Origin of the sequence: Streptomyces bugieae (genome assembly GCF_036352915.1) — a bacterium.
In the GTDB taxonomy this organism is placed as follows: domain Bacteria; phylum Actinomycetota; class Actinomycetes; order Streptomycetales; family Streptomycetaceae; genus Streptomyces; species Streptomyces endophytica.
Window position 1 is genome coordinate 43,520 of sequence record NZ_JAZBJP010000025.1, and the last position, 23,160, is coordinate 66,679.

Sequence of the window (23,160 nt, forward strand, 5' to 3'; positions counted from 1 at the left end):
AGGTGCCGCTGGAGAGCTTCCGGTTGGCCTCCGCTCGAGCGGAGGTGAACCAGCGGCAACGAGGCCCCAGGACGTCGTCTACCCGTGTCTTGGGGTGCCCGCCGAGGACCATGACCGGCGGCCCGTCCCAGCCGGGCTCGGGACGCTCATCGGGAGTGCGCGGGCCGGATTGCTGGTGTTGCTCGGAACTCCCATGAGTACGACTCAGCTGGTCGCCGTTACCGGGCAGGGGCAGGGGCAGGGGCAGGGGCTGGGGTCGGTGGGGCGGCATCTGCGAGTGCTGATGGACGCGGGGCTGGTGGAGCGGCGGCGGGCCGGGCGGGCGGTGCTGACGTGCGGACGGCGTCCGGGGAGGTGCTTGTGAAGGCGTCGGGGGCCGGTGCCGGTGACCGGGAGCCGGAACCGGGGATCCACTAGCTGGGTGTGTTGTGCGGGCAGGTTGGTGACGCGGCTGGCGGTGCCGGTGCCAGCTCGTGCTGAGTGGCGGTTTACTCGGCATCGAGCCGGTGGTCGGCTCAGACATAGCTTCGGGGAGCAGGTGGGTGATGAAGGCGGTTCGGATGCGGTCGTCTTCGCCGACGATGACCTTGAGGGTGGGGGAGTAGCCGAGGAGTACTGGGCGGTACCGGCCGCACGGGGGGTGACCCCGCGGTCGTGGTCGCCCACGGCGACGGTTGTGTCCAGCTCGTAGGCGGCCTGGGCGGCTGCGGTGCCGATGAGTACCAGCTCGGCGCAGGGGCCTTCGATGAAGTGGTGGGCGTTCATTGCGGTGACGATCCGGCAGTCCTGGTCGCGAGCCCATCATCCTTGCTGAAGCACCAGCCATCAGGTTCTTCGTCTGCTGGTGGTACACGCTCACCGTCGCCTCTGACCTGTGGCAAAGGGTGGAATCGTCTGCCGCTGAGCCGAGTTGGTCCGCACCTGGTCCGGATCTTGGTCCGTGATCTGTGGTGTTGGCGTGCGAGTCCTGCGGTACGACATGGCACAGATGCTCGGGGGCACTCCAAACGCTTCCAGCTGCACCCCCTCTCGACGAGTGATCCACTCATCGAGGTCTAGCGGCAAGTCGGTAGTGCGACGTAGAAACGGATTTGCCCCTACGTTCCGAAGCCCCTTCCCCTGATCGGTGCCCGGTTGTCCGGAGGGTCATCATCGGGATGTGAGCCAAATGGCAAGACCGCTTCCTGTGACCGTGGCGAGGGCTGCCACCGCCAAACCCTTGTCGGGCTGCCCCTGCAACCGTCACAGGCAAGGGGTTCGCGCCACCGCCAATGCGTTGATGGCCAGTGTCCCGAGGACGGCAACAAGGAGCGTTGTAGCAAGCACCAGTTGGACGTGCTCTGTGACGTTACCCATCCGCAAGTAAGAGATCCCGCGGGTAGGGGCGCCGTCGCGAGCGCCGCGATACCGCCGCCCGGACCAGCGGAATCTCTTAGTGATCGAGCGATGATCGGTCGTGGCGACGGACCCGCGAGGGTGGCTTTGCCGTCGGGGGGCTGAGTAGTGCCCCACACGCTCGGCCGAGAATTGACAGTTTGTTACTCGCTACCACTGGGTTCTCTGGTACGTCTGGCCGAAACGGTCGAAACCTGACAGGGCGCACATGCCCCACGCCTCCGAATTCCGGACCGAGACGTATTGCGTTAGAGCGCACTCCAACTCCTAGCTTCGGAAGCATGCGATACATCAAACTCGGAACGACCGGACTGGAAGTCTCCGCCATCGCCCTCGGCTGCATGAGCTTCGGCGAGCCGGACCGGGGCGGCGAGCCCTGGTCGCTGGGCGCGGACGCCAGCCGGGACATCATCAAGCAGGCCCTCGAGGGCGGCGTCAACTTCCTCGACACGGCCAATGGGTACAGCGCCGGAAGCAGCGAGGAGATCGTCGGCCAGGCGGTCAAGGACTTCACCCGGCGCGAGGAGGTCGTTCTCTCCACCAAGGTCTGGATGCGGATGCGCCCCGGCCCGAACGGCGCCGGGCTGTCCCGCAAGGCGATCTTCGCCGAGCTCGACGCCTCCCTGAAGCGGCTGGGGACCGACTACATCGACCTGTACCAGATCCACCGCTGGGACTACGACACCCCGATCGAGGAAACCCTCGAGGCGCTGCACGATGCGGTCAAGTCCGGGAAGGTCCGCTACATCGGAGCCTCTTCCATGTACGCCTGGCAGTTCGCCAAGGCTCTGTACCTGGCTGACCTGAACGGCTGGACCCGGTTCGTGTCGATGCAGGACCACTACAACCTCATCCACCGAGAAGCAGAGCGGGAGATGCTCCCGCTCTGCGCCGACCAGGGCATCGGCGTGATCCCGTGGAGCCCGCTGGCGCGGGGCAGGCTGACGCGGGTCCGGGACACCGCCACGGCGCGTGCCGAGACCGACGAGGGCGGCAAGATCCTCTACCGCGACGGGGACCAGGCAGTGGCCGAGCGCGTCCACGAGATCGCGGGCAAGCGGGGTCTGTCCCCGGCCCAGGTCGCCCTGGCCTGGGTCATGCGCAACCCGGCGGTGACCTCGCCCATCGTCGGGGTCACCAAGCCGGCCCAGCTGGCCGACGCGGTCGCCGCGGTGGACGTCGAACTCGACGAAGACGAGGCCGCCTACTTGGAGGAGCCCTACCAGCCGCACGAGGTCGCCTACCTGGAGGAGTCCTTCTACAAGTCGCGCCCTGTGGCGGGCTCCCGGTAGTCCGGGCTACCGCCGGGCCTTCGACGAGTCCTTGGCCTCGGCCTTCACAGCCCTGTGGTGGGCCCGCGGTGCTTGCGGGCGGTCGCGCGCAACTGCATGATCTGCGCGCGGCCCGCCGGCGCGGTGAGCAGGATGCCCGCCACCGCGGCCAGCAGCAGGGCCACGCGCAGCGGAACGTGCCCGTGGGCACCGAAGTAGCTGACGTCCACCGACTGCTCCTGAGTTTGGTCAATTGGTAAGAGATTTCGCGGGTAGGGGCGTCAGGCCGATGTGACGTGGGGACCGGGATCCGTTTTGACGTGGGACTCCTATTACATCTCTACATCTGAAATCGGAGCACCGGTGCCCGCCGTCGAAGCATGGGCGATCGAGCCTTTGTGGGTCCAGTTCGAGGCCCTCCTGCCACCGCATCTCGAGACACATCCGTGGGGCTGTCACAACCCACGGATCCCGGACCGGATCGTGTTCGACAAGCTCGTCGCGAAACTCGTCTTCGGCGGCTCGTACGCGAAGCACGCCGATCAATCGTGCTCGGCAACCACGATGAGAACCCGACGCAACGAGTGGATCGCGGCCGGTGTCTTCGCAGGGCTGGAGCAGATCGTGTTGGAGACCTACGACCGTGTCGTGGGCCTGGACCTGGCCGACATCACCGTCGACGGGCAGATCACCAAGGCGCCCTGCGGTGGCGAGGTCGCCGGGAAATCACCGATTGACCGGGGAAAACTCGGGATCAAGTGGTCGCGGATGACCGACGGACGCGGGATCCCGCTGGGCTGTGTGGTGACCGGCGCGAACCGGCACGACTCCCCGTTCCTGCGCCCGACGCTGGAGAAGCTGGGGCGTTTCGAGCTCGCGTTGCCTGAGCAGATCACGGTGCACCTTGACGCGGGCTACGACTCCACGGTCACCCGCAAACTGCTGACCGATCTCGGCTGCGAGTGGCGGATCCAGCCCAAGGGCGTCGTGATCCCGATCAACCACACTCGCCGCTGGGCCGTCGAGCGCACCAACTCCTGGTACAGCCGCGGCTTCAACTTCACCCTGTCCTGCACGGAACGTCGAGCGGTCGTCATCAACGCACTGCTCGCGTTGATGACCGCGATCATCGTGATCCGACGCCTCGTCCGCGAAGCCTGGACCAGCCAACGCTGGGACACACGGCCAGCCCGCCCACCATGACGCCTTGTCCTCTACCCGCGGAATCTCTAAGCCTTACCGCAGCCGAGTTCGAAGTCACTGGCGGGGGTAGAGGCAGCGCCGCTGCCACTCGTGTTCCTGGTCCTGGACGCAGGACACCGCGTCTCGGGCGGTACGTCAAATTCCACAGATGCCGGGGCGTTCAGGTGATCGATGACGAGTGGGTGTACCGCGACAGCTGGCTCGGTCACGCGTGTCACTGTCGCCCGGCTGCGGACCTTGGCGACCGTCGAACCGGCGCGGTGCCGGTGAACCCGCAGCAACCACCATCCGCCCCGCACCGGAACGGGACCTGCTCGTCTTCCTCCTGCGCGCCCAACTCGATGGCCTCGGCCAGCCGACGGAAAGGCAGCGCGCCCGCATGCTCGCCCGCGGCGACCTCGGCACCGACCTCCTCACCACCGGTGACACCGAGGCGTTTCTTGCCTGGGCAGAACGCATCCGCCCCCTGCTTGGGGCGGACGGCACAGCCGTACCGGACGCGCTGCGCGAGCTGTACCCGAAGGTCCTCGACGACACCCGACTCGGGCCTGGATCGCTGCTACGCCGTATGGCTGCCGACCCTGGACCCGACGTCGCGAGCGTGGTTCGGCGAAACGCGGCGGACGCCGTACGGCGAGCGCTGAGCAGCGGGCCGCAGGCCGCCTCCGTTCGCGACGTCGTGCAGGACTGGTGGCGCGATCAGGCCCCGGCCACCGGCATCACGGTCCGCGACGACATGCGTCAGGAGGTCTTCCGCCCGCTCCCCATCCACCTCGGCGCGCTGGACGAGACCCTGAAGTGGTGCGGCGACGCCGCCGAGGCGGCCGATACCCGCATCGACATCGAGCTGACGGTTCAGGACGGCACGCTGCACGTCTGGCTCGGCCTCGACAGGGTGGACGTCCGGGCGGCTTGCGATGATTTCGCCTGCCTGCTGTCGCACACCTTTCCGTACACCGACTGCCTGGCCGGTGACGACCATGTACTGCTGCGCCTGCACGGCGATCTCGAGACAGATCCCCTTCATCCCTTGGCCGCCGCAGGCATGGATGCCTACGCCTCCGGGCCGAAGGACCGGCGACGGCTCATTGAGCAAGTCGCCGACGGGCCTGCGGAAGCACAGGACAAGCAGCCGTATTCGTGAGCCCGTAACGCGAGCCGGGCCACGTTCTTCGCTCCGCTTCAGCGTGGCAGGGGCGTGACAGGAATGGCGCTGCAGAGCCCCCGCCGGCTCTGGAAGGAAACGGCTGCCCCTGGGCGCTCACCGAAGAACCGGCCGACGCCGGGACGGCGAAAACCTTGGTATGCGGAGCCGACGGGACCAGGTAACGTCTTGCTCATGTTCTTCCAGACGCCGATTTACGAGTGAGAGCGTGATGGGCCCCTGCTGACGTCCTTCGACGTCGCCGTGCCCGTCCCCCACCGATGAATCCGTAGATCACTTCACAACATTCCGGGAGAACCCGTGAGCAAGAACATCAACAACCCCGTGGGCATGGGCGGCGGCCAGCGCAAGAAGCTGTCCCGCGCCGAACGGCAGAACAACGGTCCGCACCGCAACCTCGACCGCCAGGGTGCCGCCGACCAGAAGGCGGAGCTGGTGCGCAAGATGCGCGAGAGGGCAGGCACAGCTGAGGGCGCCAGGCAGACGGGCGACGACACCGCACAGAGCTGACGCACCGCCGCCGCAGGGCGGCACCGCCGGGGAAGGGCCCGGACCGCGACGCGCGGTCCGGGCCCTGCTGCCGTATCGGGCACGGCCGGTCCCGCTCAGCTCTCGGCCGACCACCCGGGGCAGCCACAGATTCAGCAGCCCCGTCACCGCCACCACCCCGAGCTGCACCAGCAGCGTCACCACCAGCGCGTTCCCCGTGCCCAGCCCGGGCGACACCGCCAGGAAGAGCGTGCCGAGCGCCGCCACCCCCACGGCCAGCGAGGACTGCTGCGCGGTCAGGCGGATGCACTCGCCCGGGAGATCCGTGAGGTCGATGTGCGTATCCAGCGTACGAATTGGGACGTCGATCTGCTGGACTGAGCGTCCCAGCCGGCTGGGACGATGTGGAGCAGGTAGCAGCTTCGGAGGCGTGCACCCACCGAGGGCTGGCGGCTTTCCAGCCCACTCCTGGCGCGTGATGAGCAACGTGGGGGTTCGACTCCCCATCAACAGTGCATCTCAGTACCGCGTACAGGGTCAAGGCGCACATTGCACAGCACATCACCACGTGCAGATCCGAGGCGGCGAGGACGGGTTCGGGGCATTTTTGCATCGCAGCACCATGGAGAACGGCGATCTCCGTCGGATATTGTTGGCGATTTTGGCGGCGCTCCAGTCATCCCTCGCGAACGAGACTTCCGCGAAAGCCAGGTCGCTTGAGAACGCCGGCCACAGTCGGTCTCAAACGACCTGGCAAACGCGCTGGTCAGCAACCCACCACACGCCAGACGCAGTGACACAGGACGGCACGTCGCGCCCGTACCTCGTCCACGTTGAAACGCTGGCGCCTGGAAGGCCACGGCCGCGCCGGGAACAGCCGGGGCGGCCGGCACGGTTGCATCGACCGAGGGGCCGAGCCGCACGGGCGGGGAGCACGGAGACCACAAGGTCGTCCGCCCCACCAGGATCCGGGCCCCAAGGATCGCGGTACGCCCGCCGCGCACTCAGACCAGGATGTATTTCCGCAGGAGGACTTGTTCATGACTGACCGGCCCTTGACGCTCATGGCAGTGCACGCCCATCCCGACGACGAGGCCACTGGGACCGGAGGGGTTCTCGCGCGGTACGCGGCGGAGGGCATCCGCACGGTTCTCGTGACGTGTACCGACGGCGGTTGCGGTGACGGACCGGGGGGTGTCAAGCCGGGCGACCCCGGGCACGATCCGGCGGTCGTCGCCTTGATGCGCCGTCAAGAACTTGAGGCGAGCTGTGACGTCCTGAAGGTCAGCGATCTGGAGATGCTGGACTATGCCGACTCCGGGATGATCGGCTGGCCGAGCAACGACGCCCCCGGCTCCTTCTGGCAGACCCCCGTGGAGGTAGGCGCCGCCCGACTCGCGGAACTCATGCGGCACTACCGACCCGATGTGGTCGTCACCTACGACGAGAACGGCTTCTACGGCCACCCCGACCACATCCAGGCCCACCGCATCACGATGGCGGCGCTGGAGATGACCGGGCTGACCCCGAAGGTGTACTGGACGACGATGCCCCGCTCGATGATGCAGCGGTTCGGGGAGACCATGCGCGAGTTTCAGGGGGACATGCCGGAGCCGGATCCTGCCGAGGCCGCTGCGATAGCCGAGATCGGCCTCCCCGACGATGAGATCACCACGTGGGTGGACACCACCGCATTCAGCGGTCAGAAGTTCGATGCCCTGGCCGCGCACGCCAGTCAGGGCGAGAACATCTTCTTCCTCAAGATGGGCAAGGAGAGGTTCGGCGAGTTGATGGGAATGGAGACCTTCGTACGCGTCAAGGACGCCACCGGCGCGACCGTACCCGAGAACGATCTCTTCGCCGGACTGCGCTAATCCGCCCGTCCGGCCGGGGTGCGAGAAGACTCATCGGCCGCACGGCGTGATCGAGCACACACCCGGAGGCTTGTCGACGCGAGTTCCGCTCCGGCAGCCTGGGTCCAGGCACTCGCCGGCCACGTCGACGCGTGCCCGCGCCCGCGGGGTTGGCCCCCCGGGGCCTGCCCTTGCGGGTAGCGGGGTGTAACGGCTCCCCGTGCCCGCCCCCAGCGCTCGAGCAGCTCCCAGCAGCCCTCGCACGGAGCGCTGTACCTGACGGATTCGACGCCCGGATCTTCCATACCCCCTTAACTGCCATCAGGTTACTGAGCAGCGACGACAGCCACCGAGGCCATACGGCACTCCGTGATTTCGATCTTGGTGCACGCCTGTGCCGGCCGCTCGGGCTCCGAACCACCAGCCACAAGCTGAATGGGGCAGCAAACGAGGACGGCGCCGCACGTGGATCAGTCATCCTGCAGTGAACGCAGAAGGCGTGCTCGTGCGTCAGCCCTTCTATCTCTTTCGGCTGCGTCCTCCGGCTCCGGGGTGGCGTGAGAAATGGTCTCTTCGGATGTGGTGTCGGCATTGGCCAGCAGTGCCTCGTCGATCATCTTGCTGGTGCGGATGACGACGGACTCCGTCGGCTCCTGGGGCCAGACGGTAATGAGGTAGTCCTCGACCGGCTCGTCGCTGACCCCGTCCAGGTTGATCGAGCGCCCCGATGCGTGAACGCGCGCATTCGGTACCAGCCGGGCCCCTGGGGGTTAAGCACAGGGAGAGCGTCCGGCGCGATCTCGTAGCCGGAGTTGATTCGCAGGTCGCCTGTGGTCGACCGCACGCTGATCTCTACGATCTCTTCCCAGTCGGTCGCCTCAACGGGCGGTGCGGGGTCATAGCAGCGGGCTTCTACTCGCACGTGGCCGGTGTTGATGCCGGTGAGGATCCATGCTCCGTGGTCCATCGGAGCGGCGAGGCCGTTTGACCATCGCACCGTTTCCATGGGCACTGGGGCGTCGTCTGAGACGCCGAAGACGCCTTCGTTGACGAACATTTCCGACGATGCGGTCACGTGTACGAGGCTACCCGGGGGAGCAAGTTTGGAGGGGCCGCTGCGGAGAATCCCGCAGCGCCCCCTCTATGAACGGTCGGTCGCCGATGAGAACCCGGTAGGGTCGACCGCACTCCGGACGGCGCGTTCGCCTGCCTGGCCGCGGCCTGGGCCGGGCGAGTGAGCAGCGTGAGCGACGACCGCGCGACGCCGACCGGAGTGTTGGTACGCCCGGACGGCGTGGTCGCCTGGGCCTCCGACATCGCCGCAGTCACCCGCCTCGATGCTGCCCTCCACCGATGGGCCGGCGCTCCGTCGTCCTCACCCGAGCACGAGCCGGTGGGCTGACCCCCTGTCCGCGTTGATGAGTACCCGGTTCAGATGGGCTTCGGAGGGCTGGGGCAGCCTCTCGTAGTCGCGCGCATCGCGGCGGGCGTTCATATATCAGCCGATCGTTCGCTCGACCTTCCAACGGTGGGGCAGGACGACGAAGCCCTTCGCGCCTCTCGGTCTGGAGAGGACGCGCAGGGGGAGCCAGCGGCGTTCGCGGGCCCAGTCCACGAGCTCAGCGGCGTAGCCGCGGTCGGCCCAGAAGGCTCGACCCGGACTTCATGGTTCCGAGCCTCACCGCGTCCAGGGCAGATACCTCACGTGATCAGGCCGGCGCTGGTCAGCCAGATGTGTTCGCATGTCGCCGACGCCTCTTGGAGCTTCTCGCGGGATTCCTGTGAAGCGTGGTAGAAGGTCCGCTCGATCATCCAGCACAGCGCGCGTGCCATCGCCGAGGCCTGGTCCGGTGCAGCGCCGGCCTGGACGCCGGCGCGTTCCAGGACGGCGGTGATGGCCGCGATGAACAGGTCAGCCGTGTGCTTCCACAGTTCACCGATCTCCGGCACGGTCAACGACAGGTCGATCGCCGTGCGCATGACCGGGCCGTGTTCGTTCCACAGCTCGACCGTGCGCTGCATGGCTGCTGCGATGGCCTGGCGTGGCTCGTCGGTCTGCGCGGTGACCCGGGACCGTTCCCACAGGTGCTCGACGGTCCGGGCCACGAGTGCCGTGACCACTTCTTGCTTGGAGCCGAAGTAGAAGTACAGGGCCCCGCGTGTGATGCCGGCGCCCTGGGCGATGTCGCCGACGGTCATGGCGTCGTAGCCCTTGTGCGCCAGCAGGGCTTCGCAGGTGTCGAGGATGGCCCGCTCCCGGACATCCCCCTTGCGCTCGGTGGTGCGACGGCTGCGCGCGGAATGGTGGCCGGGCATCAGAGCTGAGCGCCCTCGGCGAAGTCGGTCGTACGCGAGAGTGTCTCCCACGCGCGGATGTCCTCGTCCACGGCCGTGCGCGCGGCGGTGACCAGCCGCAGCGCGTCCGAGCCCAGGACGAGGTGGGCCGGCGGCTGGTCGACCGTCGTGATGTGCACGACCGCTTCCCCCGCCTTGGTCGGGTTGCCGAGCTGGTTCCCGTTGGCCTTCTGCCGCGCTTCGCGGATGGGATCGAACAACTCGTCGTAGTCGTCGACGGTCCGCGCGGCGCGTGTCATGGACCGTCCGGCCCAGTCGGTGCGGAAGGAGCCGGGCTCGATCGCCGTCACGTGGATCCCGAACTGTGCGACCTCCTTGCCCAGTGCTTCGAGGATGCCTTCCAGGGCGAACTTGCTGCCGCAGTAGGCGGACATGCCGGGCACGGCCATAAGCCCGCCCATGGAGGTGACGGCCATCAGGTGTCCGCGGCGGCGTCGGCGCATGTGGGGCAGCGCCGCCTGCAGGGTGGCCACCGCCCCGAACACGTTCACCTCGAACTGCCGGCGCACCTCGGCCAGCGGGGTTTCCTCGAAGGTCCCCTCCAGGCCGTAGCCGGCGTTGGCGACGACGACGTCCAGAGGGCCGACGCTCCGCTCGACCTCCGCGACCGCGCCGGAGACGGCGTCACCGTCCGTCACGTCCAGGATGCGGCCGTGAGCGTGCCCGGGCCTGAGCTCTTCGAAGGCCCGCAGGTCCTTCTCGGAGCGGACGGTGCCGATGACGGTGTGCCCGACGGCCAGGGCGGCTTGGGCGAAAGCGCGCCCCAGGCCCGTGCTGACACCGGTGATGAGCCAGTTCCGCTTCTCCATTGTTCCTCCAGAGAGGTCTCGCGAGGAGTCAGGTCGCCCTCTTCGGAAAAAGTCTACACCGTGTCGATTTTTATCGTTACCGCGTCGATTCTGGTGGCGCTCACGGAATGGAACCCCCAGGCCATCCGCGTGCCGCGCACCGCCCGGATTGGCGCCGTCAAGGCCCAGCAGCCAGGCCGCCAACCAGAACCGCACCCCGCTCATCACGGGGACACCCAGCGAGAGCCTGAGAGAAGATGCGGGGCCTGACCACCGGCAGGCTGCCTCGGCTGTCGTCAAACGATCGAATGACGACAGGCGAGACGGGCGTCCAATGAACCCGGACTTTTCAGGGCCTGTTCGCGGCTCGGATCCCATGAGATCCGATGGAGGCTGATGACAGGGTTTGCTGACAGCTAGGGGCGAATGCGACATCGAAACAGGGGAGCGGCATGGCCGACCTGGCCTACAAGCGAGTATCGACCGACCAGCAGTCGACCGGCCGTCAAAACCTCGTGCTCGACGAGGCCGGGATCGAGGACCCGATCGTCTTCGAGGAAGAGGCCGACACCTCCAGCCGCCTCCACCCGCTGCAACGAACGAAGTTCGGCGAGCTGCTCGCCTACGCACGGCCGGGCGACACCGTGCACATCTCCGAGATGTTCCGCCTCGTGCGCGGCACCCAGCACATCCTCGACGTGCTCGACGTCCTCCACGCCGGCCGCCTCGCCCTGTGCACATCCACGACGGCGCGTTCTCCGCGATGGACCTCACCGCCCGCCACCCGCGCACCGGAGAACTGCTGTCCACCGTGAAGTTCATGGTGCAGACCCTCGCCGCCGCCGGCGAACTCCAGCGTGACCTCCAGCGCGAGCTGACGTACGACGGGCTGCGGGCCGCCGAGACGAAGGGCAACAAGGGCGGCCGACGCCCAGTCGTCACGGCAACGAAGGCCGCCGCCGTACGCGCCGCGTACCTGGACGGCCAGTCCATCGCCAGTCTTGCCCGCGAACACGACGTCAGCCGCGGTGCCATCCGCACGGCCGTTGCCGACCTCATGCCCGAGCGTGCCGCCGTCCACCAGGACGTCCCGGCCTCGGAGCTGGCGGTCGCCCTCGACATGCCGGGCAAGGTCGCCGACTTCTACTCGCGGCCGAACTGGACGACGCGGAGCGCGCCGCGCTCGACCAAGGCGTGACTGTACGGCGAGGTCAGGGCTACACGTTGCGCGTCAGCGCCGTGCCCTCGGTACACCGGGCACTACTCGCCCACTGCCAGCCTCTCGACGGCGCTCGGCGCTGATAGACCGCCGAGACTGCGGCCCAGAACGCTACACAGGGCTACTCGCCACCTGGCCGTAGCTATACGAGGACAGGGCCGTGACCAATGCCTTCCTGCCCACCCTGCGCCGGTCCCCGCGCCCACGCATCGTCAACATCTCCAGTGGCACCGCGTCGCTGACCTGGAGCACCGCCCCTAACCCCCAGTTCACCCCGGGAAGCGGCGGCGCCACCGCCTACCGGTCGTCCAAGGCCGCCCTCAACGTCCTCACCCTCCTCTACGCCCAGACGCTGGCCGAGGACGGCTTCAAGGTCAACGCGCTCGCCCCCGGCTTGCGGGCCGCCGACCTCAACCCCCGGGCTGCCGCTGCCGGCGGCGACCCGGCCGAGGCCGCCCAGGGTGCCCTCCGCCTGGCCCTGCTGCCGGACGACGGCCCCACCGGTGGCTTCTTCTCCTGGGACGGAACGCCCGTGCCCTGGTGATCAGTTATGGGCGGCGTCGGGGGCGGGCGTCCCAGCGGTGGGTGGTCCATGCCCGTCGGATCGGACTGCGGACGGTGATGATCGTGTCGGTCAGGTCGAAGAAGGCGTTGATGACGGTAGTGCGGCGTTCGTAGCAGCGGGCGAGCCGGTGGAAAGCGTTCTGTCAGGCATGGGTGCGCTCGACGTATCACCGCTGGCTCGCCTGGATCGGTGCCTTCTCGCCCTCGTGCGCGATGCGGCCGTGCACCTTGCGGACGGTGAGTTCGGTGCGGGTCTTGTCCGAGTCGTAGCCGGCGTCCAGGTGCACGGTAATGTCATGGGGCAGCGGCCCGAGGTCGTCCAGCAGGTCCAGGGTCGGGGCAAGCAGCGGGGAGTCGTGGCGGTTCGCCCCGGCCGAGCGGAACTCCATAACCATCCGTCATGCGCGAGCGTTTCAGGCCCAGTTTACGGAGAGCGTCCGGCGACTTCGCCGCCGCCGGGGGCCTTGGTGATGGAGCCGTCGACGGCGATCTGGTCGAGCACCAGCTCGACGATCCGGTCGTAGGCATCCAGCGCGATATGTCTGAGCCCGGCGAAGAGGCCGAGCCGGATCCACTCGTCACGGCGGTTGCGGATGGTGGTCGCTGAGCAGGTCGTGTCGGCGATCGCCTGGTAGGAGCAGCCGAACCGCAGCAGTTGCAGCAGCTTGTCGAACACGATCCGGTCGCCGATGCGGGCCGGTGGCAGCCCAGCGGATGGGACGGATCGACCGCCGGGCGCTCGGGCAGTAACGCCGCGAATTGGTCCCAGAGCGAGTCGGCCAGCCGTTATGGAAGCACGGGCACAGGTCCCCCCAGTGATCACAGAGCGCCGCAATTCCATGATCACCGGAACCTGTGCCTGCCTTGCTGTCAGGGCTCCCCGCGCCGCCTATATGCGCGGCCTCTTGGATGACACCGACTGCCTGGGCGCGATGAACGACCGCCGCCGAGACCACGGCGAGAGGCAGGCTCGCTGACCAGCGCGTTTCTTTCAACAACCAAATGGGGGGCCGGGGTCCTGCTTGCCTTTCTCCTCGTGCCGCCCGTAATCGTTGAGCAGTAGTTGCGTGGTGATGTTGATGTGCTGGCTGAGTGCCTCGACGACGCCTGGTACATCCCGGGCGATCCATCCCAGGTGAAGGAGAAGGTTGCCCATCTGAACGCCAGACGTGTGCTGCGTATCTGACCGCAGCGCCTCGTCGGCAAGGTCGCCCAGCTCGGGCAGGGAGTCTGGTCCGGAGAAGACGGCGTGGCAGGCGAGCCGCTCGGCAGCCGTGGGATGCTCGCCGAACAGGGGCGCCAGACCCCGCCGGTGCGACTCCCTGTTCTGCTGCTTCGGCTGGGCATCGGAGTCAGCCGACAGTCGCACCATGTTCTGCCGCCCCCTACTTGTCCTGCTCGCAACCGTCGCGCCGACCTTCGGCGCGACGGCCTGAGCGGCGGCGCCGACGGGAGAGGAGGTGGACACGGGCATCGCACCCTCCCCGGCGCGTGATCAGCTGTCAGATGGAGTCCGGGGCCAAGCCCGGGTCATCCCCGCACTGGGGCAGGAGGGCCGCGATCTCGGCTGCCGGGCGGCCTGTGTGCAGGCTGAGCAGGTCGGCGATCAGGTCGTCCAGGGGTGGCCAGGGAATGTTCCCGTGGTCGTTGTAGAGGCTGACCAGGCCGTGCAGCGCGGTCCAGAGCATGAGGCCGGCCTGCCACTGCTGCTCCGCCGAGGGCTGCCTGCGCTCTCCCTCGGCGGCGGCCGCCAGGGAGGTCACGACGGCCTCGAGCAGTTCGGCCCCGGCGCCGTGCGCTGATCCGGGGACAAGGTCGTCCGGCATCCGCCCGCCGAAGAGAGTGCGGTAATGGCCGGGCTGGCCGACTCCCCAGCGCACGTAGGCCGCGCACCGGGCGACGAGGTCGACCAGTGGATCCGGGGCTGACTGCGCGGCCTGGTCCATCAAACGGGCCAGTTCCTCATAGCGCAGCCGCAGCACGTGCTGGATCAATGCGCCCAGGTCGGGGAAGTGGCTGTAAATGCTGGCAGGTGCCACCCCGACCTCACGCGCTACCTGCCGCAGCGTCAGCGTCTCCGGCTGATCAAGGGTGGACAGCAGCTTCGCCGCGGCGTCTACGAGCTGGGCCTTGAGAACCTGCCCCTGGCCGCGCGGATTGCGGCGGCGGGGAGCGGAGCGCTCCTGAGACGACATCTTCGCCTCCTTCTGACCAGTGCGAACAGTTGAGCAACAGATGTTCACCGTACAGGCAGCTCACGCCTTGACAACACTAACCAACGGTTGTTTACTTAAGTAACCAACACTTGTTTAGTTAGAGGGGGGATGATCATGCGCATAGCCGTACTCGGAGCGTCAGGGCGGACCGGCAGCGCGCTCGTCGACAAAGCGCTGGAACGGGGACACGAGGTCGTGGCCCTGGTTCGCACGCCGGCCAAGGTCACCGTGCCCGTGTCGCGGCGGGTCGAGGTCCGGAAGGCGGATGTCACCGTCCCGCAGAGCTTCCCCGACCTGACCGACGTCGACGTGACCGTCTCTGCCATCGGTATCGGTAAGGGTGACGGCCCGGGCGCACTGGTCGCCGGGGCCAGGGTGCTCGCGGCGGCGAACGTTCGCGCGACGGTATGGCTCGGCGCACTGGGCTCGGGCGTGTCGAGTCGATCGGGTGGGCTGATCTATGCGGGGGTGATGCGGATGTTCGTCGGCTCGGAGCTGGCCGAGAAGGTCGAGGCCGACCAGATCGCCCTGGATGCCGGCGCTACGGTGTTCCACGCCCCGGACGTCACCGATGGCCCTCTCAGCCCTACCCGCCACATCGTGCCACTGGCGGACCTGCGGCGTCCGCTGCTGCCGCCCCGAATCTCCCGGGCCACGCTGGCCTCCTTGTTGCTGGACGAGGCGGAGACGGGCCGGCACGGTACCGGAATCGTCGTACCCCTGAGTTAGTCATCGGTTGACGCGACAGCCCCCGTTGTTCACAGGGCGGGAGCGAACCACCATCGGCGACCGCGATCGCGGTTGTGTAGACGGCCGTGCCCGGCACCGACACGTGACAGGGGGCTGCCCCTCGTCCGGCACGCCGAGGTCAACGAGCACCGGCCGTCGCGGTACCCCGAACAAGGTCGCCTGGGCGAATCAGGCATCGCCTGGTGCGAGTAACTGCATCGGAAGGCCATCATGAGCAACTTCTCAGGAAAAATAGGACTCGTGACGGGTGCTGGAAGCGGAATCGGCCGCGCGACGGCGATCGAGCTGGCCCGGCAGGGCGCCACCGTCACCGTCACCGACATCAACGAGGCCACCGCCGTCGAGACCACCGAAATGATCAGGAAGGGCGGCGGAGAGGCACTGGCACTCAGCGTCGACATCGCCGACGAGGACGCGGTGCGGACGGCCGTCGAACGCACGGTCGAGAAGTACGGCGGCCTCGACTTCGCCGTGAACAACGCCGGCCTGGACTCACACCACCGGCAGCTCGACCAAATGCCCCTGGAGGAGTTCGAGCGCGTGACCCACGTCAACCTGGGTGGGACCTTCCTCTGCATGAAGTACGAGCTACCCGCTCTGCAGAGCCGCGGCGGCGGCGCGATCGTCAACGTCGCCTCCAACGGCGGCCTGTACGCAATCCCGACCGCCCCCGCCTACGTGGCAGCCAAGCACGGCATCGTCGGGCTCACCAAGGTCGCCGCTGTGGACTACGCGCCGCACAACATCCGCGTCAACGCCGTCTGCCCAGGCCCGACCCGTACACCCGGCTTCGAAAGGGTGGCGGCCGGCACCGACTTGATCGCGATGCAGGAGGCGATCACCCCACTCGGCCGGATGGCCACATCGGAAGAGGCCGCCGCAGCCGCAGTCTGGCTCTGCTCGGACGCTGCGTCCTACATCACCGGGATCGCGCTGTCGGTCGACGGCGGACGGCGGGCATGAGGGCAAGGTGTCGCGCTCAGCGCGGTCGACGGTCAGTGACCAGCGGAGCTTGGTGCTCACCCAATCGGACAGGTAGGTGCACTGGGCGTCGACAGCCGGCGGCATCCACTGGACGGGGTCCTGGTCGGCTTTGGAGCGGTTGCTCTTGGCGGTGACGGCGACCAGGAGGCGTTCGGCGCCGAGGTCGTTGGCGTATGCCTGGCGCCGGGCTGCGGTCCACTGCGAGGCGCCAGTTGGCGGGGACCGTCATTCGGAAAGTGCTGTATTCCGCTGAGAGCCGGTCCGTGAGCTCAACAGGAGGAGGCGAGTGGGTGGTGGAGAGCCGTGTCCCTTCCGCCTATCGCTGGATGTAGCCCTCTCTCAGTGGGTCGCCGATGAGATCGAGGACCTGCTCCGCCGCAGCGGCGAGTGCTGCCTTGTCTCCGAGTTCGGCCACGTGTTGATGGCCATTCAGCAGGGTTCTGCCGAGTGCGGGATCCGCGCTGAGGAGTCTGCCGGGCAGCCACTTGCAAATGCCTGTCCAGGCTTGATGGCGGGCGGTGAGGAGATGCGCGGCTTCGCGCAAGGTGTGGTCGGCCAGGGCAAGCTGTTCATAGCGGATGGTCGACGGGGTGTCGATCAAATCGTCCATGAAGCAGGTGAGGAGGTAGCGCCCTCGCTCCCATTCGGTGGGGGCGAGGGCGATAGGGTTCCATCGTCCGCCCCGACCGTCGTTCTTCGGAAAGTGCGGCTCCAGCTGCAGCCATTCAGAGCCAGTCAGATCACCCCGCCCCACACGGCCCTGCACGATCCGGCAGCCCGGCTCGTCACCGACCTGTCAGACAGGCCCTGGAAGCCGCTGGAGCCGACCGTCGGCGTCAGCCGCTCGGCTGTCAGGAACTGGGCGAAACGCCACGCGAACTTCCCGAAAGTCGCGCTGCTGACGGGAATCGGGGACAGGCGTAGGAAGTACGTCCCGCCCTCCGAGTTCCTCGACCTTGTCCACAACAGCCGAACAAGTAACGCGGACTGAACCCGCCCCGCAGTACCTCGTCGCCCCGCGGTCCTCTTACGAGCGGACGATCGGTGATCCGACGACGCTGTGACGGGGGATACGGAGCGGGGGTGGGGGCGTGGATAGGGTCCGTGTTCATGACATTCGCGGGATCTGGCAATGACCAGGGAAGCCTGCTCGGGCAAGGCGGCGGTCCGGCCGCTCGCCGCCGGGGCGGTTCGGGTGGGTACGCACTCGGGGTCCTCGGCCTCCTTCTGGCCTTCGCCTTTTGTTACTACGGAGCGGCGAACGCGGCCGTCGCCACCGGGCTCGCGGGTACGCACGGCACGCTGACCGTGAGGGCGTGCCAGAAGCATTCGGGCGGAGCCCACTCCGGGCCGTCGCGAGACTGCGAGGGGGTCTTCCGGCCGGACGGTGACTGGGGTCCGGGCAGTGACCGGGCTGGCGTTCAGCGGGCTGGCGAGGACGGTGGCGGACGGGACTCGCGGGCGCATATCGGGTCGTGGACGCTACGGCCGGGCGAGGTGATCGAGGTTCGTCAGGGCACCGGCGAGTATCTGCGCCCCGGCCACAGCTCGCCCTGGGGGTTTCTCGCCTTCGCCTTCGCCGGGCTGCTGCTGGCCTCCGCCATGCTGCCCGTCGCCGTCCGTGGAACCGGGCCGCGGCGGGCGCTCAGGGAGGGCCGCAGTCTCCTGACCGAGGTGCGTGGGACGTGGAGCGGCAGAATCTCGAAGTGGCTGGCGATCAGCGGCGCCGTCGGCTTGGCGGTTGACATCCTTCTTGCCCTTGTCCTCCCGTAGAGCTCGTAACACGATCTTGTGGTCTCAGAGAGGGAGCGCCGATGCTCACTTCTCGAGGTCGGACCAAGTCGCCACGAGTGCTCGCCGATCTGGAAAGCGGGGACTGGAGACGATTTCCTGGGTGGGTTCACCGTTGAGCCAGCACACTTGCTCGGGGGCGCCGTCGCCAGTGTCGAACAGGCAGCACACTCCGCCGCTGTCGGCGGTGAGGTCGGTGAACACCTTCCTGATGTTGGCCGACCGTGCGAACAAGCGGCTCATCCCCGACGTCGCTGCCCAGCACTCCACCGACGTGTAGCCGGGGTGCAGGAAGGACTCGAACCGGATCGTCGCGTAGATGTACCCGATCTGGATGCGGCCGTCCGTCTTGAGGCCGTTCCTCTGCGCGTACTCGCGCAGTGCATCATCGACGTCGAACATGAGGGACGTGTCGAGCTCGAGCGTGCTGCTCGTGGAGCAGTCGACCGGCTCGCTCTTGAAATGGGACGTGAACGGGAGGACGAGCCGGTCACCGCCGGGCAGGGTGATCTCAAGCGGCGGCACGGCACGTGCCGGTGGCGCCAGCTCGGCCAGATTGGCCAACGCCCTGGCGACATTCCGAGGACGCAGATAGATGTCGTAGCCGTAGATCAGTCCCACAGTTCCCCCTGTCCCAGATCGAACCGCACTCTCTCACGACCCGCCCCTTGGGCGCTTGTCGGTTTAGAGCTCTCAACACGTTCATGAGTGGGTCCTCTTGAGGCGCCGTCAGCAGATCAGGCTGCAGGCCAACGAGAGGAAGGCGTCGTGGAGTTCGAGGCGTCGTTCCCATCGGACGGCGAGGCGTTTGAACTGGTGGAGCAGGGCGAAGGTCTGCTCGACGACGTAGCGGAGCTTGCCCAGGCCCTGGATGTTCGGGGCGCCCTCGCGGGAGATCACCGGCACGATCCGGCGTTTGCGCAGTTCACGACGGACGGCCCGGGAGTCGTACGCCTTGTCGCCCAGCAGGGCGTCGGGGCGTCGGCGGGGATGGCCCGGACGTCCGGCGACGGGCGGAATGCCGTCGACGAGGGCGAGGGTCTGGGTGATGTCGTTGACGTTCGCCGCGGTGGTGATGGCCTGGAGCGGGGTGCCCTTCCCGTCGCAGATCAGGTGGTGTTTGCTACCCGTCTTGCGCCGGTCGACTGGCGACGGGCCGATCGCGGCTTCCCCCATTTCGCGCGGATGTGGGAGCCGTCCACGCACGCGCGGGACCAGTCGAGCTGGCCGGCCGCGTTCAGTTTCGCGAGCAGAATGCGGTGCAACTGGTCGAAGAACCCTGTCTGTTGCCAGCGATCCAGACGCCGCCAGCAGGTCTGTCCGGAGCCGAAGCCCAGCTCCAGGGGCAGGAGCTGCCAGGCGATGTCCTGGTGCAGGACGTACAGGATGCCCTGCAGGCACAACCGGTCCGGCACCGGTTTCGGCCCCGGCGACCGCTCGGGCCGGGGCGGCAGCAATGGTTCGATCAGCGCCCACAAGTCGTCGTCCACGATCCACGGCCGAGTCGTCACACCCACCCGAACGGTCAGATCGTCACAACAGTCACGCCCGAGCAGGGCACGTCAACAAGATCCTGTTACGAGCTCTAAGGTCGAATTTTGCTTCGCGACCTAGGGTGCGCCCGATAGGGGCGCCTGCCAGGCATCGGCCCTGGTCAGGCGCCCTTTTCTCGTGTCTAGAAGAACCCCAGCTTCTTCGGCGAGTACGACACCAGCAGGTTCTGCGTCTACTGGTGGTACAGCCTTCAGAGCGGTGCTGACCTGTGTAAGCGTGGCTAGTTGTGGCTCGTTGGAGCTGTCGGCCCGGGAATGGTCCGGATTTCGTCCTCGGCGAGACGGGCCTGGTCATCTGTTGCCGCCGCACCCCTCGGCTCGTGGACAGCTCCAATCGGATGTGTTGGCCGGCCCAGTGCTACGGCGAGGTGGGCAGGTGCGGGGAGCGGAGGACGAGCAGGGTGATCTCGCTGGGGGCGAAGATGCGGAACGGCGGGCCCCAGAAGCCGGTGCCGCGGCTGGTGTAGAGGAGGGTGCGGGTGCCGTGGTGGCTGAGGCCGGCGAGGGCGGGCTGGTCGATGCGGACCAGGTGGTGGAAGGGCCAGATCTGGCCGCCGTGTGTGTGGCCGGAGAGTTGGAGGTCGATGCCGTCGGCTGCCGCCAGGTCGACGAACTTGGGCTGGTGTGCCAGGAGCAGGACGGGCAGGTCGGGGTCGGCGCCCTGCAAGGCTCCGGCGAGGTGGGCGCGGTGGCCTGCCAGGCCGGAGGACTCGGCGGTGACGTCATCCACGCCGGCGACCACGAGGGTGTCGCCTCCGCGTTCGAGCAGCAGATGGCGGTTGCGAAGCGGCTCCCAGCCCAGCTCGTCCATCAGGTCGACCCAGCCCTGGGCCTCGCTGTAGTACTCGTGGTTGCCGGTGACGTACACCCGGGCGCGGGTGGCCCGCACGGTACCGAGTGGGACGGCCTGGGCGCGGCGGCGTTCGGCCGTGCCGTCCGCGATGTCGCCGGTGTGGCAGACCAGGTCGGCTTCCAGAGTGTTCACCGTCTCGCATACCCGTGCCGACCAGCGAGTGCGATCGAGTGGGCCGTAGTGGGTGTCGGTGATGAGGACGACGCGGAGGCCGTCCAACCCGGCGCCCAGTCGCGGGAGTTGCACGTCGAGTCGGCGCACGCGTGGCACGCGGCGTGCCTCGGCGTATCCCCAGGCGAGCAGTACGGCGCTGACGCCGAGGGTGGCCCAAGTGACGATTCGGGCGCGGTCCTGGCTCTCGCCGACGCCGGCCACGATCAGGGCGAGCCGGAAGAGAACCCCGATCAGAACGGACCAGGTGAACAGAACCCAACTGGCACCCAGCAGGGTGTCACCGATGATCGCCGCCCGGTCCTGCTGGCGCCGGCCGTGGCCGCGCATCATCGCGAGCGGCATACCGATGAGGCCGAGGGCGAACAGGGCGGTGCCGACCAGCGCGACGGGCAGCGGCCAGTGCTGGCCGCTGTGCAGGAGCACCCAGCAGGGCACGGCCCACAGCAGGACGGGGGCAATCAGGGGGAAGTAGCGCATCAGGCGGTGCAGTCGGTTCTGCCGCGGCGCTTGCGCTTCACCCTCGGTGAGCCGGGCGGTGCTGGTGTCGGTCACGCTTCCCCTCCTGACCAGGCTGCCGTCTCGCGCACTGTATCCGGTCGCCCTCGGGCCGGCCGGACGGGCGTCTGCCCGGGAAGTGTTCAACCTGGTCCGGTCTGGCATCGGGCCCCGCGAAGTGGCTTAGGCCAGCCGAACGTTCGCACCGCGCGTCGGTGCAGGTCATCGACTATGGACCCGAGCGGAATCGGGAGCGCGCCTTGCGTCGCGTACCAAGCACCGACGCAGGTCACTGTCACACGAGCAGCGCCTCGAGCTCCGGAAGTCGGCCGAACAGGTCGAGGAGGCCGCGCACCCCGTTGCGCACGGACTCATGCGACAGCGCGAGGTCAGGGCCGGTGCTCGCCTCGACACCGGCGAGGCACCGGAGGATGTTCCACCTGGTGTGCCCCAGCCAGCCGCCGATCATGAACACAAACCAGCTTGGACCTGACGGCGGCAGCGTTCCGCCCCCTCTTGCTCGTCGGGGGCTCGTGCGAATCCGTTTGTCAGCCTTCGCGGATGAAGCCCTCCCGCACCAGCCAGTCCTTCGCCACCTCATGCGGGTCTTCCCCGTCCACGTCCACTCGCGCGTTCAGTCGCTGGGCCGTTGCTGCCGTCAGTCGCTTGGTGATGGGGGTGAGGAGGTCGGCGATGGCGGGGTACTTCTTCATTGTGGTGCTGTTCATCTCGGGTGCCGCGTTGTAGTTGGGGAAGAAGTGCCGGTCGTCCTTGAGCACCTTCAGTTTGAGTTGGGGGATGCGGCCGTCGGTGGTGGCCGCCACGCCCAGGGCGCAGGCCGCGCCCTGGGCGACCTGGGTGTAGACGACGCCGTCGTCCATCTTTTTGAAGTTCCCGCGTCGGAGGGCGAATCCGTACGTCTTCGCCACGCCCGGCAGGCCGTCGTCGCGCACCGAGAACTCGTTTCCGCCGCAGATCGTCGCCGCGCCTGGGTTTTTCTTCGTCAGGCGTGCCACGTCGGAGAGTGTGCGTAGCCGGTACTTCTGTGCATTCGCCTGGTTTGTGACCAGCGCGTAGGTGTTGTTGAGTGGGGCGGCGGGCAGCCAGGTGATGCCGTTGCGGCGGTCTTCCTTGCGTACGGCCTCCCACTGCTGGTACGGGTCGACGACCGGCTTGGTGTGACCGAGGTAGGTGATCCAGGCCGTGCCGGTGTACTCGTACATCCCGTCCGCCGCACCGGACTTGACCGCCTCGCGGGCACCGATCGAGCCCTGGATGTTCGTCCGGTCCAGGACTTGCGCGCCGGCCGCTTTGAAGACCAGTCCCATGATCTGGCCCAGGATGATCTGCTCGGTGAACTCCTTTGAGGTCACGGTCAGTTGGGCGCCCTCCAGGGGTCGGCCCTTCCCGATGGAGCCGGGCTGCACCGAGTCGGCCAGCGGGCTGCCGCTGGTCAGTCCGCAGCCGCTCAGCCCTGCGGCGGCGAGCAGCAGGGCCCCCGCGCCCGCGAGGGCCGTCCGTACCTGGGCCAGGCGCATCAGTCCACCTCCAGGCCGCGTGGGCGTTGTGGCAACTCGACGTGCGTCCCCGGCCAGTCCGTGATCAGTGTCATGGCGACCGTCAGTACGGAGCCGAGCACCAGCACCGGCATACGCTGGTTGGTGATGCCGGAGGAGACCAGGTCCCCGAGTCCTCCTCCTGCGCCGAAGGTGGTCGGCGTCGCGGTGTTGACGTTCAGCACGAGCGCGGTCCGTACGCCCGTCAGGATCAGCGGGACGGCCAGGGGCAGTTCGATCCGGAACAGCGTCAGCAGCGGCGGCATCCCGATGCCGTGCGCCGCCTCCACGAGTGCCCGGTTGGTGGCCCTCGACACTGTCCGGATAGCGCTTGGTGAGGTTGTCCAGCCGGATACTCGCGTTGGCGGCGGCCGGCCGGTCGGGCCCGGCGGATCGGGCGGATCCGCCGGGGCCCGCGGCGCCGGACGTCGGGGAGGTCGGTTCGACGATTTCGGCAGAGTCAGCCACGGATTCCCCCGTGAGATG

The 23,160-nt window shown here is 67.9% G+C and carries 22 protein-coding genes and 7 pseudogenes; 14 read left to right on the forward strand and 15 right to left on the reverse strand.

The window, feature by feature from the left end; all coding sequences use genetic code 11:
• Window positions 1-73: 73 nt before the first annotated feature.
• Window positions 74-417, forward strand: a pseudogene (locus tag V2J85_RS28980) (helix-turn-helix domain-containing protein); the annotation flags it as partial.
• A gap of 71 nt (window positions 418-488) precedes the next feature.
• Here V2J85_RS28980 and V2J85_RS28985 read toward each other — a convergent pair.
• A pseudogene (locus V2J85_RS28985) lies at window positions 489-798 on the reverse strand (cytidine deaminase); the annotation flags it as partial.
• An 878-nt stretch (window positions 799-1,676) separates the two neighbouring features.
• Between V2J85_RS28985 and V2J85_RS28990 the strand changes: the two are divergent.
• Window positions 1,677-2,687, forward strand: a complete 1,011-nt coding sequence (locus tag V2J85_RS28990) for an aldo/keto reductase (protein ID WP_330823180.1) — start codon at window positions 1,677-1,679, stop codon at window positions 2,685-2,687.
• A gap of 44 nt (window positions 2,688-2,731) precedes the next feature.
• Here the strand turns inward: V2J85_RS28990 and V2J85_RS28995 are convergent, their stop codons facing one another.
• Complete coding sequence (locus tag V2J85_RS28995; RefSeq protein WP_261953905.1) at window positions 2,732-2,896, reverse strand: LapA family protein; 165 nt, start codon at window positions 2,894-2,896, stop codon at window positions 2,732-2,734.
• Window positions 2,897-3,029: 133 nt separating this feature from the next.
• On the opposite strand from V2J85_RS28995, the gene V2J85_RS29000 reads away from it, so the two are divergent.
• The 6 genes and pseudogenes from V2J85_RS29000 to V2J85_RS29030 all read left to right on the forward strand — a co-directional run.
• Window positions 3,030-3,869 carry an IS5 family transposase gene (locus V2J85_RS29000; protein WP_330823181.1) on the forward strand — a complete coding sequence of 280 codons (840 nt, stop codon included), beginning with the start codon at window positions 3,030-3,032 and terminating at the stop codon, window positions 3,867-3,869.
• 211 nt (window positions 3,870-4,080) lie between these two features.
• On the forward strand, window positions 4,081-5,013 hold the full coding sequence (locus V2J85_RS29005; protein ID WP_330823182.1) for a hypothetical protein: 933 nt from the start codon (window positions 4,081-4,083) through the stop codon (window positions 5,011-5,013).
• Between the two features lie 321 nt (window positions 5,014-5,334).
• Entirely contained in the window at window positions 5,335-5,544 is a 210-nt protein-coding gene (locus tag V2J85_RS29010; protein WP_261953906.1) for a DUF6243 family protein, read from the forward strand.
• A 300-nt stretch (window positions 5,545-5,844) separates the two neighbouring features.
• A complete protein-coding gene (locus V2J85_RS29020; RefSeq protein WP_330823227.1) occupies window positions 5,845-5,904 on the forward strand; it encodes a hypothetical protein in 60 nt (19 codons plus the stop codon).
• 659 nt (window positions 5,905-6,563) lie between these two features.
• Window positions 6,564-7,397: a PIG-L family deacetylase gene (locus V2J85_RS29025; protein WP_330823183.1), complete on the forward strand. Its 834-nt coding sequence runs from the start codon at window positions 6,564-6,566 to the stop codon at window positions 7,395-7,397.
• A gap of 1,171 nt (window positions 7,398-8,568) precedes the next feature.
• Window positions 8,569-8,778: pseudogene (locus V2J85_RS29030) on the forward strand (aromatic-ring hydroxylase C-terminal domain-containing protein); the annotation flags it as partial.
• A gap of 299 nt (window positions 8,779-9,077) precedes the next feature.
• On the opposite strand, the gene V2J85_RS29035 reads toward V2J85_RS29030, so the two are convergent.
• Window positions 9,078-9,692, reverse strand: a complete 615-nt coding sequence (locus V2J85_RS29035) for a TetR/AcrR family transcriptional regulator (protein WP_261953909.1) — start codon at window positions 9,690-9,692, stop codon at window positions 9,078-9,080.
• Window positions 9,692-10,540, reverse strand: a complete 849-nt coding sequence (locus V2J85_RS29040) for an oxidoreductase (RefSeq protein ID WP_261953910.1) — start codon at window positions 10,538-10,540, stop codon at window positions 9,692-9,694. Before V2J85_RS29040 ends, V2J85_RS29035 begins: the two co-directional genes overlap by 1 nt.
• 431 nt (window positions 10,541-10,971) lie before the next feature.
• On the opposite strand from V2J85_RS29040, the gene V2J85_RS29045 reads away from it, so the two are divergent.
• The 3 genes and pseudogenes from V2J85_RS29045 to V2J85_RS29055 all read left to right on the forward strand — a co-directional run.
• Window positions 10,972-11,334, forward strand: coding sequence for a recombinase family protein (locus V2J85_RS29045; protein ID WP_330823184.1), 363 nt, complete (start codon window positions 10,972-10,974; stop codon window positions 11,332-11,334).
• A complete protein-coding gene (locus V2J85_RS29050; RefSeq protein ID WP_261953912.1) occupies window positions 11,253-11,717 on the forward strand; it encodes a serine integrase family protein in 465 nt (154 codons plus the stop codon). The genes V2J85_RS29045 and V2J85_RS29050 overlap by 82 nt, the downstream gene beginning before the upstream one ends.
• Window positions 11,718-11,895: 178 nt before the next feature.
• Window positions 11,896-12,282: pseudogene (locus V2J85_RS29055) on the forward strand (SDR family NAD(P)-dependent oxidoreductase); the annotation flags it as partial.
• Between the two features lie 4 nt (window positions 12,283-12,286).
• On the opposite strand, the pseudogene V2J85_RS29060 reads toward V2J85_RS29055, so the two are convergent.
• The 3 genes and pseudogenes from V2J85_RS29060 to V2J85_RS29070 all read right to left on the reverse strand — a co-directional run bounded on the left by V2J85_RS29060 (window position 12,287) and on the right by V2J85_RS29070 (window position 14,497).
• Window positions 12,287-13,085 (reverse strand): annotated as a pseudogene (locus V2J85_RS29060) (IS5 family transposase).
• Between the two features lie 208 nt (window positions 13,086-13,293).
• Window positions 13,294-13,776: a hypothetical protein gene (locus tag V2J85_RS29065; RefSeq protein ID WP_330823185.1), complete on the reverse strand. Its 483-nt coding sequence runs from the start codon at window positions 13,774-13,776 to the stop codon at window positions 13,294-13,296.
• A gap of 28 nt (window positions 13,777-13,804) precedes the next feature.
• Complete coding sequence (locus tag V2J85_RS29070) at window positions 13,805-14,497, reverse strand: TetR/AcrR family transcriptional regulator (RefSeq protein WP_261953914.1); 693 nt, start codon at window positions 14,495-14,497, stop codon at window positions 13,805-13,807.
• A 129-nt stretch (window positions 14,498-14,626) separates the two neighbouring features.
• Here V2J85_RS29070 and V2J85_RS29075 point away from each other — a divergent pair, with 129 nt between their 5' ends.
• Both V2J85_RS29075 and V2J85_RS29080 read left to right on the forward strand, forming a co-directional pair.
• Window positions 14,627-15,247 (forward strand): NAD(P)-dependent oxidoreductase, encoded by a 621-nt coding sequence (locus tag V2J85_RS29075; protein WP_330823186.1) that lies wholly within the window; start codon window positions 14,627-14,629, stop codon window positions 15,245-15,247.
• Between the two features lie 231 nt (window positions 15,248-15,478).
• Window positions 15,479-16,231 carry an SDR family NAD(P)-dependent oxidoreductase gene (locus V2J85_RS29080; RefSeq protein ID WP_330823187.1) on the forward strand — a complete coding sequence of 251 codons (753 nt, stop codon included), beginning with the start codon at window positions 15,479-15,481 and terminating at the stop codon, window positions 16,229-16,231.
• 3 nt (window positions 16,232-16,234) lie between these two features.
• Here V2J85_RS29080 and V2J85_RS29085 read toward each other — a convergent pair.
• Window positions 16,235-16,465 (reverse strand): annotated as a pseudogene (locus tag V2J85_RS29085) (HNH endonuclease); the annotation flags it as partial.
• Window positions 16,466-16,568: 103 nt separating this feature from the next.
• Window positions 16,569-16,862, reverse strand: coding sequence for a hypothetical protein (locus V2J85_RS29090; RefSeq protein ID WP_315975421.1), 294 nt, complete (start codon window positions 16,860-16,862; stop codon window positions 16,569-16,571).
• A gap of 887 nt (window positions 16,863-17,749) precedes the next feature.
• On the opposite strand from V2J85_RS29090, the gene V2J85_RS29095 reads away from it, so the two are divergent.
• A complete protein-coding gene (locus tag V2J85_RS29095; protein WP_261953917.1) occupies window positions 17,750-18,025 on the forward strand; it encodes a hypothetical protein in 276 nt (91 codons plus the stop codon).
• Window positions 18,026-18,070: 45 nt separating this feature from the next.
• On the opposite strand, the gene V2J85_RS29100 is transcribed toward V2J85_RS29095, so the two are convergent.
• From V2J85_RS29100 to V2J85_RS29125, 6 genes and pseudogenes are all read right to left on the reverse strand, one after another.
• Window positions 18,071-18,664, reverse strand: a complete 594-nt coding sequence (locus V2J85_RS29100) for a hypothetical protein (RefSeq protein WP_330823188.1) — start codon at window positions 18,662-18,664, stop codon at window positions 18,071-18,073.
• A gap of 108 nt (window positions 18,665-18,772) precedes the next feature.
• Window positions 18,773-19,536, reverse strand: a protein-coding gene (locus V2J85_RS29105) for an IS5 family transposase (protein ID WP_410011342.1) whose coding sequence is annotated in 2 segments (ribosomal slippage) — window positions 18,773-19,203 and window positions 19,203-19,536 — 765 coding nt in all. Because the reading frame shifts where the segments join, the coding sequence is not laid out codon by codon here.
• A 418-nt stretch (window positions 19,537-19,954) separates the two neighbouring features.
• Window positions 19,955-21,175: a metallophosphoesterase gene (locus V2J85_RS29110; protein WP_330823189.1), complete on the reverse strand. Its 1,221-nt coding sequence runs from the start codon at window positions 21,173-21,175 to the stop codon at window positions 19,955-19,957.
• Between the two features lie 238 nt (window positions 21,176-21,413).
• Window positions 21,414-21,593 (reverse strand): hypothetical protein, encoded by a 180-nt coding sequence (locus tag V2J85_RS29115; protein ID WP_261953921.1) that lies wholly within the window; start codon window positions 21,591-21,593, stop codon window positions 21,414-21,416.
• A 73-nt stretch (window positions 21,594-21,666) separates the two neighbouring features.
• Window positions 21,667-22,656, reverse strand: a complete 990-nt coding sequence (locus tag V2J85_RS29120; protein ID WP_330823190.1) for a glycine betaine ABC transporter substrate-binding protein — start codon at window positions 22,654-22,656, stop codon at window positions 21,667-21,669.
• A pseudogene (locus tag V2J85_RS29125) lies at window positions 22,656-22,985 on the reverse strand (ABC transporter permease subunit); the annotation flags it as partial. The gene V2J85_RS29120 and the pseudogene V2J85_RS29125, both read right to left, overlap by 1 nt.
• Window positions 22,986-23,160: the final 175 nt, after the last annotated feature.